The organism is Pseudomonas sp. ICMP 561, assembly GCF_002699985.1.
Taxonomy (GTDB): Bacteria; Pseudomonadota; Gammaproteobacteria; order Pseudomonadales; family Pseudomonadaceae; genus Aquipseudomonas; species Aquipseudomonas quasicaspiana.
Genome location: NZ_LKBT01000005.1, coordinates 46,000 through 60,276, shown reverse-complemented (window position 1 = coordinate 60,276; position 14,277 = coordinate 46,000). Strand labels below are relative to the sequence as shown.

Below are 14,277 nucleotides of genomic sequence, written 5' to 3'. Positions count from 1 at the left end.
TAAAAGCGGCCACGGACGCTTTCATGCCGCTGCACTGTCACGCGACAAACATCAACTCTGTAGGAGCGAATTCATTCGCGAAAGCGGTGTGTCAGGCAAAGATGCTTTTCAGTTCGGCCTTCTTCGCGAATGAATTCGCTCCCACAGAATCCCCAACGCATTCGCGGGCAAGCCTCGCTCCAACAGGGAGTAAGCATGCATAACCCCTGCGCCATCATCCCGGTGTTTGATCATGAACTGGCGGTGCCTGCGGTAGTTCAGGCGGTGCTCGCCGCTGGTTTGCCGTGTGTGTTGGTGGATGACGCCAGCAGCCCGTCCTGCGCTGCGGTGCTGCGTGAACTGGCGCAAGGCGACAACGTTTATCTGGTCACGCTACCGGTCAATCAGGGTAAAGGCGGCGCGGTCATGGCGGGCTTCCGTGAAGCCCAGCGTCTGGGCTTCAGCCATGCACTGCAAGTCGATGCAGACGGTCAGCATGATCTGTCTGACATCAACCTGTTCCTTGAGGCATCACGCCAGCAGCCCAATGCGTTGATCTGCGGTTATCCGCAATACGATGCCAGCGTGCCCAAAGGCCGTTTGTATGCCCGTTACCTCACGCACTTCTGGGTATGGGTCAACAGCCTGTCCCTGCAGATCAAAGACTCAATGTGCGGCTTTCGGGTTTATCCGTTGGCGCCGGTGCTTCATCTGATCAACACCGTGCAGCTCGGCAAACGCATGGATTTCGACTCGGAAATCCTGGTTCGCCTGTCGTGGTTGAATCAACCCATGCACTGGCTGCCAACCAAGGTGCATTACCCGCAGGACGGCCTGTCGCACTTCCGCATGTTCCACGACAACGCATTGATCTCGAAAATGCACACCAAACTGTTCTTCGGCATGTTGGGGCGTTTTCCGTTGATCCTGTGGCGGCGGTGGTTGCCATGATCACTGTGTTTGCCGGAAATCCGGTAGGAGCGAACTTGTTCGCGAAAGCAGGGGTGCATCCGACGCATGATTGGCGCTCGATAAATTGTCTTCGCGAACAAGTTCGCTCCTACCGGGAGGTATGGCGATGAGCGACAAGCACTGGGCGAAGAATGAGGAGCGCGGCAGTTTCCTGCTGATGAAGCTCACCGCGTGGGGCGTACGCCACCTGGGTCGTCGGGTGCTGAGCCCGGTGCTGCATGGCATCGTGCTGTATTTCTTTCTGTTCGGCCGCCAGGCGCGCAAAAGTGCCTGGGAGTATCAGCGACGCCTGTCCGAATGGGGCGCCAGACCAGAGCTGATGCCCACTCACAAACGGGTGTTCGGCCAGTTCATGGCCTTTGCTGATTCGCTGCTGGATAAACTCGACGTCTGGAACGGCAAGCTGCGTCTTGAGCAAATCGAGATTGTTGACCCGGCGCTGCTGCGCACTCAGTTGCGTGGCGAACGCGGCCAAATGCTGGTGGGCGCGCATCTGGGCAACCTCGAAGTCTGCCGGGCGCTGGCTGAACTGGGCGAAAAGGTCACCATGAACGTGTTGGTTCACACCAAGCACGCCGAGCGTTTCAACCGGCTGCTGGGCGAAGCAGGCGCGACCAACTTGCGCCTGATTCAGGTCAGCGAGCTGGACCCGTCCGTCATGCTGCAACTAAGCCAGCGCCTGGACGACGGTGAATGGCTGGCCATCGCCGGTGACCGCGTCGCGTTGCATGGCGGGCGTAACGCGCGGGTCGATTTCCTCGGTGCCAAGGCAGCGTTTCCACAAGGCCCGTGGCTGCTGGCCGGATTATTGAAATGCCCGATCAATCTGATTTTCTGCCTCAAGCGCCCAAGCGGTTATCAAGTGACGCTTGAGCCTTTTGCCGACGCCATCGAATGGCGACGCAGCGACCGGCAACAAGTGATTGCCGATCACGCCCAGCGCTATGCCGACCGCCTCGGCCACTACTGCCTGCAAGCTCCGCAGCAGTGGTTCAATTTCTACCCTTTCTGGAAGTCCGATGACGAATCAAGTTCTTGAGCCGGTCACCTTCGGCGAGCGCGCGTTGCAGATCGAAGACGTGCTGGCCTTGGCCAATCGCCAAGTGCCGACCGCTCTGCAAGCCGACAGCGCCTACCGTCAGCGCATCGCCAAAGGCGCGCAGTTCCTCGATTCGTTGCTGGACAAGGAAGGCGTGATCTACGGCGTGACCACCGGCTACGGCGATTCCTGCGTGGTGGCGGTGCCGCTGCAACATGTGGAAGCCTTGCCGCGTCATCTGTACACGTTCCACGGTTGTGGGCTGGGCAAACTGCTCGACGCTCAAGCCACTCGTGCCGTCCTGGCTGCGCGCTTGCAGTCGCTGTGCCACGGGGTTTCCGGTGTCCGCGTTGAGCTGCTGGAGCGACTGCAAGCGTTTCTTGAGCAGGACGTGCTGCCGCTGATTCCAGAAGAGGGCTCAGTGGGCGCCAGCGGTGATCTGACGCCGCTGTCTTATGTGGCAGCGACCTTGTCCGGCGAGCGCGAAGTGATGTTCCGCGGCGAACGCCGTCAGTCCAGCGATGTGCATCGTGAGCTTGGTTGGGAACCCTTGGTGCTGCGCCCCAAGGAAGCTTTGGCCTTGATGAACGGCACAGCGGTGATGACCGGCCTCGCGTGCCTGGCCTTCGCTCGTGCTGATTACCTACTGCAACTGGCGACGCGTATCACCGCAATGAACGTGGTCGCGCTGCAAGGCAATCCGGAGCATTTCGACGAGCGTCTGTTTGCGGCCAAGCCTCACCCGGGCCAGATGCAAGTCGCGGCCTGGCTGCGCAAGGATCTGGCCATCGATGCACCGACCGCGCCATTGCATCGTTTGCAGGATCGCTACTCGCTGCGTTGCGCGCCCCATGTGCTGGGCGTGCTGGCTGACAGCCTGAACTGGCTGCGTTCGTTCATCGAAATCGAACTGAACAGCGCCAACGACAACCCGATCATCGACGCCGAAGCCGAACGCGTGCTGCACGGTGGGCACTTCTACGGCGGCCATATCGCCTTCGCCATGGACAGCCTGAAGAACCTCGTCGCCAACGTCGCCGACCTGCTGGATCGCCAGCTCGCGCTATTGGTGGATGAGCGCTACAACCACGGCTTACCGAGCAATCTGTCGGGCGCGCCAGCGGATCGCGCAATGATCAACCATGGCTTCAAGGCCGTGCAGATCGGCACCAGCGCCTGGACTGCCGAAGCATTGAAAAACACCATGCCCGCCAGCGTGTTCTCGCGCTCGACCGAATGCCACAACCAGGACAAGGTCAGCATGGGCACCATCGCTGCCCGGGACGCCATTCGGGTTTTGGAACTGACGGAGCAAGTGGCAGCTGCCACGCTGATCGCCGCGAACCAAGGGGTCTGGCTGCGCAGCAAAGCCGCCGATGCGCGTCCACTGCCGCCCGCGCTGGCCGCCATGCACGAGCAACTGGCCGTTGATTTCCCGCCTGTGATCGAAGACCGTGCGCTGGAGGGCGAACTGCGCCTGTGCCTGCAACGTATCGCTGATCGCCATTGGAGGTTGCATGCGCAGTAAAGGCGTCATTGATGTCGACACCGAAGTCCTGGTGCCCTTTTTCGACGTCGACTCGATGAACGTCGTCTGGCACGGGCATTACGTCAAGTACCTGGAAGTCGCTCGCTGCGCATTGCTGGACCACATCGGCCACAACTACACGCACATGCTCGAATCCGGTTATGGCTGGCCGGTGATCGACATCCAGTTGCGCTACGTGCGCGGCGCGGTGTTCGGCCAACGGCTGATTGTGCGCGCCAGTCTCGTGGAGTGGGAGAATCGCTTGAAGATCAACTACCTGATTACCGACGCGGAAACCGGCGAACGCATGACCCGCGCCAGCTCGATTCAAGTCGCGGTGCACATCGAAACCCGGGAAATGCAGCTGGCTTCGCCGAAAGCCTTCACTGATGCGGTTGAGAGGGTGTTGCCATGAATAGAGCAAACCCGACACTTGTAGGAGCTCACGAGCACCGCGAGGCAGCGATAGCGGTCTGCCTGACCCTCCGTTTTACGCAACCCCAAACCACGTCCGTTGGAGCGAGGCTTGCCCGCGAACCAAGCAATTCGGTCCGTCAGGCAAACTCAGTTATCGTTCTTCGCGGGCAAGCCTCGCTCCAACTGATGAAGCGATTTTGCCTCATGGCCCTGCTCTGCCTGTCGCCATTGGCCCAGGCCTTCGACCTGCAACAGCTCAGCGATCAACTGGCAAAACCGGTCGTGGTACGTGGCAATTTCATTCAGGAAAAACACCTGCGTGCCTTGCCAACACCGCTGGTCAGTAAAGGCCGCTTTGTATTGGCGAAAGAGTTCGGCCTGTTGTGGCTGTTGAACACGCCGCTCAAACAGGACTACCGCATCAGCCCGGCCGGCATTGCCCGCCGTGACGCGGCCAACGGCTGGCAATTACTGCCGAACAAGAGCGCCGGAGCTGAACAGAACCGCCTGTTCCTGGCCGTGCTACAAGGTGACAGCAGCGGCCTGCAGCGCGACTTCGAATTGCAGCTCAAAGGCGATGCCAAAGCCTGGCAGTTGACGCTGACCCCGCGTTCGCTGTTGCTGCAACAGGTGTTCAAGCAGATCAATATCGACGGCGGCGAACTGGTACAGCGCATCGAGCTGCTGGAAACCCAGGGTGACAGTACGTTGCTGAAGATGGTCGATAGCCAGAGTGTGCCTGCCTTGAGCGATGCGGAGCGTGCTGATTTTGCGAATTGAACGTCTGTTGCCGCGCCTGTTCCTGATCATCCTGTTGGCGGTGCTGGCCCTCGCTGGCTGGCAATGGCGCGATGGTGCGCCACTGTCAGCCAACCTGATGGAACTGGTCCCCGGCAGTAGCCCCGATCCTCTGGAATTGCGCGCTGAACAGCGTATGCAAGAACCGCTGAACCGCGAAATGCTGGTGCTGGTCGGCCACGCCGATCAACAACAAGCCATCGCGCTGGCAAAGCAATTGGGCGAGCAGTGGCAAGCCAGCGGCTTGTTCGACAAGGTCCAATGGAGCCTTCAGGCCGATCTGCCTGCGCTGCGCACCCAGTTACTCCAAGGTCGACTGGCGATGCTGCCAAAGGCAGACCGGACTCAGTTGATCGACAACCCGCAGGCCTTTATTCAGCAACGCGTGCAAAGCCTGTTCGACCCGTTCAGCGGCTTCAGTCTGGTGCCGAGCCAGGATGACTGGCTGGGCCTGACCGGACGCATCCAGAACGGCATGCCGCAGCATGGCTCGGTGCAACCGGACATCGGCAGCGGTGCGTTGATCGCCAATGCTGACGGCAAAAGCTGGGTACTGCTGCGAGCCCGCACAAACGGCAATGCGTTCGACATGCATCTACCGCTGCGCGTCGCCGACTTGCTCAGCGCATCCCGCCAAAAGGCCGCGCAGGATAACGGACAGTTACTGGCAGCCAGTGGCCTGCTGTATGCCGCCGACGGCCAACGTCAGGCCAGCCGGGAAATCACCTGGGTAGGCGGCGGCGCAACAGCGGGCATTCTGCTCTTGCTGCTGTTGGCTTTCCGCCGCTGGCGCGTGTTGCTGGCGTTCGTGCCGGTGCTGGTGGGCATGCTGTTTGGCGCTGTCGCCTGCGTCGCATTCTTCGGCCATATGCACGTGATGACGCTGGTACTGGGTTCAAGTCTGATCGGCGTGGCGGTGGATTACCCACTGCATTACCTGTCCAAAAGCTGGAGCCTGAAGCCCTGGCGCAGCTGGCCCGCCTTGCGCCTGACGCTGCCAGGCCTGAGCCTCAGCCTCGCAACCAGTTGCATCGGTTATCTGGCCCTGGCCTGGACACCCTTTCCGGCGTTGACGCAAATCGCGGTGTTCTCTGCTGCTGGCCTGATCGGCGCTTATCTGACTGCCGTTTGCCTGTTGCCCGCCTTGCTCAACAATACCGAGCTGAAACCGGCTCGATGGCCGCTGCGTCTGGCCGAACGTTTGCTCGGTTGGCGCGAAGCGTTGCTGCGCCGGGTCGGCACGCCGATCCTGCTGGCTCTGTTGATGCTGTTCTGCGCTGCCGGGCTTTGGCAACTGACTACCAAAAATGACATCCGCCAATGGATCTCAGCGCCACCGCAACTGACCGAAGAAGCAAAGGCGATTGCCAAAATCACCGGTTACCAGCCCACCAGCCAGTTCTTTCTGGTGGAAGGCAAGGACCAGCAGGAATTACTGGAGCGCCAGACGGCACTGACCCAACGTCTCGATCAGCTGGTGAATCTGGAAGAGTTGAATGGCTATCTGGCGTTGAATCAGCTGGTCGCGTCGCCCTCCGAACAGGACGCCGTGCGCAAAGCTCTGAGCTCGTTGCCAGAGCACTGGCAGACACTGATCGATCTCGGTGTTCCGGCCGGCGCCCTGCAAGCGGAACTGACCCAACTGCAAGCGTCACCGATCACTGATATCGACACGGCGCTGGCCGGACCGCTCGGCGAACCCTGGCGGGTGCTGTGGCTGGGCGCCAGCAAAAACGGCGTCGCTGGCATGGTCAGCCTTCAGGGGTTGAACAACGCCGCCCTGCTGCGTTTGCAGGCTCAGGACTTGCCGGGCGTGCGGTTGGTGGATCGTCTGGGGCAACTCAACACTGTTTTTGCTGCCACTCAGATCAGCGCCGCTGAATTGAAACTAGCGTCCTGCGTGCTGATCGTACTGTTGCTGATTGCTCCGTTCGGGTTTGGCGGCGCGCTGCGCATCGTGGCCCTGCCTTTGCTTGCGGCGTTGTGCAGTCTGGCCAGCCTCGGTTGGCTCGGTCAGCCGCTGACCCTGTTCAGCCTGTTTGGCTTGCTGCTGGTCACTGCAATCAGCGTTGATTACGCGATTCTGATGCGGGAACAGATTGGCGGTGCCGCCGTGAGTTTGCTGGGTACCTTGCTGGCCGCCGTCACCACTTGGTTGTCGTTTGGCTTGCTGGCGGTTTCCAGTACGCCCGCCATCAGCAACTTTGGCCTGTCGGTAAGCCTCGGGCTGGCGTTCAGCTTCATGCTGGCGCCTTGGGCTGCCAGTCGACGCGCCAAGCCAACAGCAGAAAGCGAGGCTCATCGATGATGATTGCGCTGTTCTGGCTGATGGCCCTGCTGATGTTTGCTGGTGCAACGGGTCTTGGACGCTATTTCGGCTTGATTCCCATCGTCAGTCAGTTGCTGCTGGCAACCTTTGCTCTGCCACTGATCATGCTGTTCTGGATTGAACCGGGCTGGCAGTTGAGCGGCGCGCAACTGGTAGCGCCCGTCTGGTTGAAGACGCTGTACGGCCTGAGTTTCGCCATCGTTCTGGGGCACATTCTCAGCGACGTCATAGACGTGAAGATGGATCGCCAAAGCCTGAAAGTTGCGCTGCCGAGTTTCGCGGTGCCATTCCTCGCAGGGCTGGCCTGCGCCACCTGGTTTTTGCCCGCGCAACCGTGGATCAGCTCGCTGGCACTGGGTCTGGTGTTTGCGATTACCGCGATCCCTGTGCTCTATCTGTACCTGCGCCACATCGACTATCCGCCAGAGGCGACCCGGCGTCTGGTGCAGACCGCAATCCTCATCGACCTGATGTGCTGGAGCCTGTTCGGCATTGCCCAAGGCAGCCTGAACATCAACAGCCTTCTACTGCCGCTGCTCGGCGCCTGCGTGCCGTTGTTGCTACGGGCCCTGCAACTGCGCCAGCCGCTGGTTTACAGCGTCACGTTCTTCGCACTGCTGATGGTGGCCGAGCACTACAGGCTCAATGCGCTGATTTTCGGCATCGGATATCTGCTGTGTATGGCCCGAATCAAACAGCCATGGGTACTGCCGATCAGACGCGAATGGTTCATGGGCCTGCAAACCTGGCTGGCAATCCCGCTGATCCTGACCTCCGGCATCGTGCAGATCAACGTTCACAGCGCCATGGGCAGCCTCGGTTGGGTGCAGCTCGGAGCACTGATTCTGCTGCCGATTGCCAGCAAAATGCTCGGCAACTGGCTTGGCCTGAGCTGGGCAACACCCTCCTTCGTCGGTGCCCGTCGTTGGCGTGAAAGCGTCCTGCTGAATATTCGCGGCCTGAGCGAAATTGTCTTTCTCAATATGCTGCTGCAACAACACCTGATCAACCCGGCGCTGTACTTTGCGTTGATGTTGATGAGCCTGCTCGCGACCCTGATGCCAGCCTTGCTGGGCATGGGCCGCGCACCGATGCAGCCACCCGTAAACGCTGTCGATCCAGTAAGGAAGTCGTATGCCAGTAACTGATAGGGAAAGCCGGACAGTCGTGGTGATTGGTGCAGGTCCTGCCGGTGCAATCGCCGCAGCCTTGCTCAAGCGCAACGGGCACGATGTACTGATCATTGAGCGCCAGCAGTTCCCGCGCTTCTCCATCGGTGAAAGCCTGCTGTCGCACTGCCTGGACTTCGTCGAAGAAGCAGGCATGCTCGACGCCGTAAAGGCCGCTGGCTTCCAGAAGAAAAATGGCGCTGCGTTTGCGTGGCGCGATCAGTACAGCGCATTCGACTTCGGCGACACCTTCAGCGAAGGCCAGCCATCGACTTTCCAGGTACAGCGCGGTGAGTTCGACAAACTGTTGGCCGACCAGGCCGAATTGCAGGGCGTGGAAATCCGCTATCAGCAAGAGATCATCGCGGGCGACTTCGCCAGCCCACAGCCAGTCCTGAACGTGCGTCGCGAAGACGGCAGCGAGTATCAGGTGCAGGCGCAGTTCGTGCTCGATGCCAGCGGTTATGGCCGCGTGTTACCGCGTTTGCTGGATCTGGAAGCGCCGTCGAATTTCCCGGTACGTCAGGCTGTGTTCACCCATGTGGAAGACCATTTTCCGGCATCCTTTGACCGCGAGAAAATCCTCGTCAGCATTCATCCTGAAATGCGCGACGTGTGGTTCTGGTCGATCCCGTTCAGCAACGGCCGCTGCTCCATGGGCGTCGTCGCTGCGTCCGAGCGCTTCAAGGACAAACCCGAGGACCTCGACGCCTGCCTGCGTGAGTTCGTTGGCGAAACGCCGCACCTCAAGGAACTGCTCAAGAACGCAGTATGGGACACACCAGCGCGCACCATCGGTGGTTACTCGGCTAACGTCAAAACCCTGCACGGTCCGGGCTTTGCGCTGCTGGGCAATGCGGCTGAATTCCTCGACCCGGTGTTCTCCTCCGGCGTGACCATCGCCATGCGCTCGGCGAGCATGGCGGCAGGCGTTCTGCATCGACAGTTGCAAGGTGAGGCGGTCGATTGGCAGACCGAGTTCGCGATACCGCTCAAGCGAGGCGTGGACACCTTCCGCGCTTACGTCGAAGGCTGGTACGAAGGCACTTTCCAGGACGTGATTTTCTACCCGGAAAGCACGCGTGATATCCGCCGCATGATCAGCGCGATTCTGGCTGGATACGCCTGGGATCAGCGCAACCCGTTTGTTGCTGAACCCAAGCGCCGCCTGCGCATGTTGTCTGAAATCTGCGCGAGTCCAGCACAATGAGCGGGCCTTTCCTGAGCGACAAATACGTCGAAGAAACCCGTTTCGGCTTGTGGTTCCTGCGCAGCCACACGTGGCAACACCGCGTGCTGCGAGTGGCAATCAACGATCTGCGCAGCCTGTTTGACGGCGAGCCGCCGAGCCAGCCGGTGCTGCTCGATGCGGGTTGTGGTCAGGGCAAGTCATTCAAGCGGTTGTGCGAAGTGTTTGCGCCATCACGCCTGCTGGGTGTGGACGCTGACCCGGAAAGCCTGACCATGAGCCGCACTGAAGCCCGGGTTCAAGGCATCGACGTCGAGCTGATCGGCAGCGACTGCGCCGCATTGAAACTGACCGACGCCAGCGTCGATATCGTGTTCTGCCACCAGACCTTCCATCACCTGGTCGAACAGGAACAGGCCCTCGCCGAGTTCTATCGAGTGCTCAAGCCCGGCGGCTATCTGTTGTTCGCTGAATCCACCGAAGCCTATATCGACACCTGGGTGATCCGCTGGCTGTTCCGTCACCCGATGCATGTACAAAAGAGCGCTGAACAATATCTGCAAATGCTCCGCGATCAGGGCTTTCAGTTTGGTGCACAGAACGTGTCTTACCCGTATCTTTGGTGGAGCCGCTCCAGTGATTTCGGTTTGCTGGAACGTCTGAAACTGCGCAAGCCCGCGCTTTTTGGCCAACGCGAAGAAACCCTGGTCAACGTGGTTGCGCGCAAGCCTTTCGAGGGTGAACGAACATGATTCGCGCATTGCTGATCGCCTGCGTCCTGCTGCTGGCGGCGTGTGCCAGTAAAGCCCCGCTGCCTGTTTCGGTTCCCGAGCTACAGTTGCCGATGCAATTGCATATCCAACGCCAGCAGGCTGAACAGCGCCAGGACTGGCTGCTGGTGATTCAGCAGGAAGCCAGCGGGTTGCGCTGGTCACTGATGGACCCACTGGGTATTCCACTGGCACGTCAGCAATTGATCAACGGCCAGTGGCAAGCCGACGGTTTGTTGCCGCCCAATGCTGAAGCCCGGGAATTGTTCGCTTCTCTGCTGTTCGCGCTCACCCCGGACAACCAGTTGAGGCGTAATTACCCGACTGCGCAGCGCCGGGGCACCCAACGCATACTTGATGAACGATGGGGCGTGGAATACAGCAGCGCCGACACCTTCAGGCTGATCGTCCTCACAGGCAAAGACGGCAGAATCAACTACGCCATCAGCCCGCTGAACAGCGAGGCCTTGCAGTGAGCGCTTACCTGAACGCATTGGGCTTGATCTGCTCTCTGGGCAGTGGCCGCGAAGAAGTCGCGCGACGGTTGTTCGCTGCTGATACGTCCGGCATGGTCGATGAAGGCGGCTGGGTGCCTGAGCGCATCTTGCCGGTGGGTGCCGTGAAAACAGCGTTGCCGCCAATCCCCCAATCCCTGGCTTCTCACAACAGCCGCAACAATCGGTTGCTGCTGGCGGCTGCGCTGCAGATCGAGCCGGACATCCGTGAGGCTATAACGCGTTACGGCACCCATCGCATCGGCGTGATCCTGGGAACCAGCACGTCTGGTATAGACGAGGCAGGGCGTGGCATTGGCGAATGGTTGAGTAGCCAGCAATTCCCGGCGGACTATCACTACCAGCAGCAAGAGCTGGGCGCGGCAGCCAACTTCATTTCGGAGTGGCTGCAACTGAGCGGCCCGTCCTACGTGATCTCCACTGCCTGCACCTCCAGCGCCCGCGCCCTGCTCAGCGCCCGACGTGCCCTGGACATGGGCCTGTGCGATGCGGTGTTGTGCGGCGGCGTCGACACACTGTGCAAACTCACCCTGAACGGTTTTTCTGCGCTGGAAGCGGTCTCACAGCAGCTCTGTAACCCGTTTTCGCGCAATCGTAACGGGATCAATATCGGCGAGGCTGCCGTGCTGTTCCTGATGACCCGTGAAGCCAGCGGCAAGCATTCGATTGCGTTGCTGGGTGCGGGCGCAACGTGCGACGCGCACCACATTTCTGCACCGGAACCCAGCGGCTGCGGTGCCCGCGAAGCCATGCAGCAAGCGCTGGACAATGCCGGGCTTGCAGCCGCGCAGATTGGTTATCTGAACCTGCACGGCACCGCGACTCCACTCAATGACGCCATGGAAAGCCTGGCAGTGAAGGCTGTTTTCCCTGATGGAGTGCCGTGCTCTTCGACCAAGCCCATGACCGGTCACACACTGGGCGCGGCAGGTGCGCTGGAGGCGGCTTTCTGCTGGTTGAGCCTGGCACCGGAAAATACCGACCATGCGCTTCCACCCCACGCCTGGGACGGCGAAGCCGATCCACAGCTGCCGCCCCTGCAATGGACTGACGCCCAGACTCGTCTGGCACAGACGCCCAAGCGCTACATGATGAGCAACTCGTTTGCCTTCGGTGGCAACAACATCAGCCTGATTATCGGAGACGCCCAATGATTGCCTGGCCGCTCGCCGAACTGCTGCCGCATGCCGGCGACATGATCCTCATCGATGAGGTGCTGTCGTTCGACGAAGAACAGATTCACACTCGCCTGACCGTCACTCCGAACGGACTGCTCAATGACACCTACGGCAATATGCCCGCCTGGGTGGGTATCGAGCTGATGGCCCAGAGTGTCGCGGCCTATGCCGGTTGCCAGGCGCGCACTCAGGGCAAGCCCGTGGCGCTGGGCTTCCTGCTGGGCAGCCGCAAGTTCGAATGCAACGTGGAGCAATTTCCCGCAGGCAGCGAGCTGCACATCCACGCGCTGCGTACGTTGCAGGACGATAACGGCATGGGTGTGTTCGAATGTCGCCTGACCGGCCCGGCTATTGAAGCGTTTGCCCGCCTTAGCGTGTACTGCCCACCCAACCCCGACCAATACATGAACGAAGGAGCCCGCACATGACTGACTCGATACTGGTCACCGGCTCCAGCCGTGGCATTGGCCGCGCGATTGCGCTACGTCTCGCGCAAGCAGGTTTCGACCTGATTCTGCATTGCCGCAGTGGCCGCACGGAAGCCGAAGCCGTCCAGGCCGAAATCGTCGCCCTGGGCCGTCAGGCGCGGATTCTGCAATTCGACGTGGCGGACCGGGAAACCTGCAAAGCCATTCTTGAAGCCGATGTAGAAACCCATGGTGCCTATTACGGCGTAGTGCTCAACGCCGGGCTCACTCGCGACGGCGCCTTCCCGGCGCTCAGCGACGACGATTGGGACGTGGTGCTCAGAACCAATCTGGATGGCTTCTACAACGTGTTGCACCCGGTGATGATGCCGATGATCCGTCGCCGGGCCGCCGGTCGCATCGTGTGCATCACCTCGGTCTCGGGCCTGATCGGCAATCGCGGCCAGGTCAATTACAGCGCGTCCAAGGCCGGTATCATCGGTGCTGCCAAGGCGCTGGCCATCGAGCTGGGCAAACGCAAGATCACCGTCAACTGCGTCGCGCCCGGCCTGATCGATACCGCCATGCTCGACGAAAATGTCCCTGTGGATGAACTGATGAAGATGATTCCCGCGCAGCGCATGGGCACGCCTGAAGAAGTCGCTGGCGCGGTTAATTTCCTGATGTCCGCCGAGGCGGCGTACATCACTCGCCAGGTACTGGCCGTTAACGGAGGCCTGTGCTGATGAAGCGCGTCGTCGTGACCGGCATGGCCGGGATTACTTCACTGGGCAGCGACTGGGCGAGCATCGAAGCCAACTTCAACGCCAACCGCAGTGGCATTCGACGCATGGACGAATGGGATCGCTTCACCGAGTTGAACACCCGGCTGGCAGGCCCTATCGATGATTTCGCCGTGCCGTCGCACTGGACCCGCAAACAACTGCGCAGCATGGGCCGTGTCTCACGTTTTGCAGTGGGTGCCTCTGAACAGGCCCTGATCGGTGCGGGCCTGCTCAACGACCCGATCATCCGGGACGGGCGCATGGGCACCGCGTGCGGTTCATCCACGGGCAGCACCGAAGATGTAAAAGCCTTCGGCAACATGCTGCTCAACTCAGTGGCCATAGGGCTCAATGCCAATTCCTATGTGCGAATGATGCCCCACACCACGGCGGCCAATATCAGCATTTTCTTCGGTCTGACCGGCCGCCTGATTCCGACGTCCAGCGCCTGTACCAGCGGCAGTCAGGGCATTGGCTATGCCTATGAGGCGATCAAGTTCGGCCGCTTGCCGTTGATGCTGGCCGGTGGCGCTGAAGAACTCTGCCCCACTGAAGCCATGGTCTTCGACGCGCTGTACGCCACCAGCCTGAAGAACGATGCGCCTCACACCAGCCCACGTCCGTACGACAGCGGCCGCGATGGCTTGGTGATCGGTGAAGGCGGCGGCATGTTGGTGCTCGAAGATCTGGAACACGCATTGGCCCGTGGCGCACATATTCACGCAGAACTGGTGGGGTTCGGCAGCAACGCCGATGGCGCGCACAGCACTCGCCCGGAGCAGGCCACCATGCGCCGTGCCATGGAGCTGGCGCTGGAAGACGCCAACCTGCCGCCCGAAGCCATTGGCTACGTCAATGGCCACGGTACGGCGACGGAACAAGGTGACATTGCCGAAACCCTTGCCACCAGCAGCCTGTTTGGCTCGCGTATGCCCATCAGTTCGCAGAAGAGTTTTCTCGGCCACACGTTAGGTGCCTGCGGTGCGCTGGAGTCGTGGTTCTGCATCGAGATGCTCAATCGCGACCGTTACATCCATACCCTGAACCTGGACGAGATCGATCCGCAGTGCGGCGATCTGGACTACCTGCGCGGTGAGCCTCGGCAGATGAGCCACGAATACGTGATGAACAACAATTTCGCTTTTGGCGGAGTCAACACGTCGTTGATTTTCCGCCGCTGGTCCTGACCCTTTTACTTAATC

14 protein-coding genes are annotated in these 14,277 nt (G+C 60.5%); all 14 read left to right on the top strand.

From position 1 onward, the window contains the following. Window positions 1–195 precede the first annotated feature (195 nt). The 14 genes from AO242_RS05860 (at window position 196) to AO242_RS05795 (ending at window position 14,262) form a co-directional block, all read left to right on the top strand. Window positions 196–930: a glycosyltransferase family 2 protein gene (locus AO242_RS05860; RefSeq protein WP_027901958.1), complete on the top strand. Its 735-nt coding sequence runs from the start codon at window positions 196–198 to the stop codon at window positions 928–930. A 121-nt stretch (window positions 931–1,051) separates the two neighbouring features. Further along, window positions 1,052–1,990 carry an LpxL/LpxP family acyltransferase gene (locus AO242_RS05855; RefSeq protein WP_373562195.1) on the top strand — a complete coding sequence of 313 codons (939 nt, stop codon included), beginning with the start codon at window positions 1,052–1,054 and terminating at the stop codon, window positions 1,988–1,990. Further along, on the top strand, window positions 1,971–3,518 hold the full coding sequence (locus AO242_RS05850; RefSeq protein WP_099268026.1) for an HAL/PAL/TAL family ammonia-lyase: 1,548 nt from the start codon (window positions 1,971–1,973) through the stop codon (window positions 3,516–3,518). The genes AO242_RS05855 and AO242_RS05850 overlap by 20 nt, the downstream gene beginning before the upstream one ends. Then, window positions 3,508–3,933: an acyl-CoA thioesterase gene (locus tag AO242_RS05845; RefSeq protein ID WP_099268025.1), complete on the top strand. Its 426-nt coding sequence runs from the start codon at window positions 3,508–3,510 to the stop codon at window positions 3,931–3,933. The genes AO242_RS05850 and AO242_RS05845 overlap by 11 nt, the downstream gene beginning before the upstream one ends. Before the next feature lie 188 nt (window positions 3,934–4,121). Beyond that, window positions 4,122–4,715 carry an outer membrane lipoprotein carrier protein LolA gene (locus AO242_RS05840; RefSeq protein WP_099268024.1) on the top strand — a complete coding sequence of 198 codons (594 nt, stop codon included), beginning with the start codon at window positions 4,122–4,124 and terminating at the stop codon, window positions 4,713–4,715. Further along, entirely contained in the window at window positions 4,705–7,041 is a 2,337-nt protein-coding gene (locus AO242_RS05835) for an MMPL family transporter (protein WP_176560579.1), read from the top strand. Before AO242_RS05840 ends, AO242_RS05835 begins: the two co-directional genes overlap by 11 nt. Further along, on the top strand, window positions 7,038–8,210 hold the full coding sequence (locus tag AO242_RS05830) for a sodium:proton antiporter (protein ID WP_099268022.1): 1,173 nt from the start codon (window positions 7,038–7,040) through the stop codon (window positions 8,208–8,210). The genes AO242_RS05835 and AO242_RS05830 overlap by 4 nt, the downstream gene beginning before the upstream one ends. Next, window positions 8,197–9,441 (top strand): NAD(P)/FAD-dependent oxidoreductase, encoded by a 1,245-nt coding sequence (locus AO242_RS05825; protein ID WP_099268021.1) that lies wholly within the window; start codon window positions 8,197–8,199, stop codon window positions 9,439–9,441. The genes AO242_RS05830 and AO242_RS05825 overlap by 14 nt, the downstream gene beginning before the upstream one ends. Then, window positions 9,438–10,172, top strand: a complete 735-nt coding sequence (locus AO242_RS05820; RefSeq protein WP_099268020.1) for a class I SAM-dependent methyltransferase — start codon at window positions 9,438–9,440, stop codon at window positions 10,170–10,172. The genes AO242_RS05825 and AO242_RS05820 overlap by 4 nt, the downstream gene beginning before the upstream one ends. Then, window positions 10,169–10,666: a DUF3261 domain-containing protein gene (locus AO242_RS05815; protein ID WP_099268019.1), complete on the top strand. Its 498-nt coding sequence runs from the start codon at window positions 10,169–10,171 to the stop codon at window positions 10,664–10,666. Before AO242_RS05820 ends, AO242_RS05815 begins: the two co-directional genes overlap by 4 nt. Beyond that, a complete protein-coding gene (locus AO242_RS05810) occupies window positions 10,663–11,859 on the top strand; it encodes a beta-ketoacyl-[acyl-carrier-protein] synthase family protein (protein WP_099268018.1) in 1,197 nt (398 codons plus the stop codon). Before AO242_RS05815 ends, AO242_RS05810 begins: the two co-directional genes overlap by 4 nt. After that, window positions 11,856–12,311 carry a hotdog family protein gene (locus tag AO242_RS05805; protein WP_099268017.1) on the top strand — a complete coding sequence of 152 codons (456 nt, stop codon included), beginning with the start codon at window positions 11,856–11,858 and terminating at the stop codon, window positions 12,309–12,311. Before AO242_RS05810 ends, AO242_RS05805 begins: the two co-directional genes overlap by 4 nt. Then, window positions 12,308–13,036 carry a 3-oxoacyl-ACP reductase FabG gene (gene fabG, locus AO242_RS05800; RefSeq protein WP_027901970.1) on the top strand — a complete coding sequence of 243 codons (729 nt, stop codon included), beginning with the start codon at window positions 12,308–12,310 and terminating at the stop codon, window positions 13,034–13,036. Before AO242_RS05805 ends, fabG begins: the two co-directional genes overlap by 4 nt. Then, complete coding sequence (locus AO242_RS05795; RefSeq protein ID WP_099268016.1) at window positions 13,036–14,262, top strand: beta-ketoacyl-ACP synthase; 1,227 nt, start codon at window positions 13,036–13,038, stop codon at window positions 14,260–14,262. The genes fabG and AO242_RS05795 overlap by 1 nt, the downstream gene beginning before the upstream one ends. Window positions 14,263–14,277 lie beyond the last annotated feature (15 nt).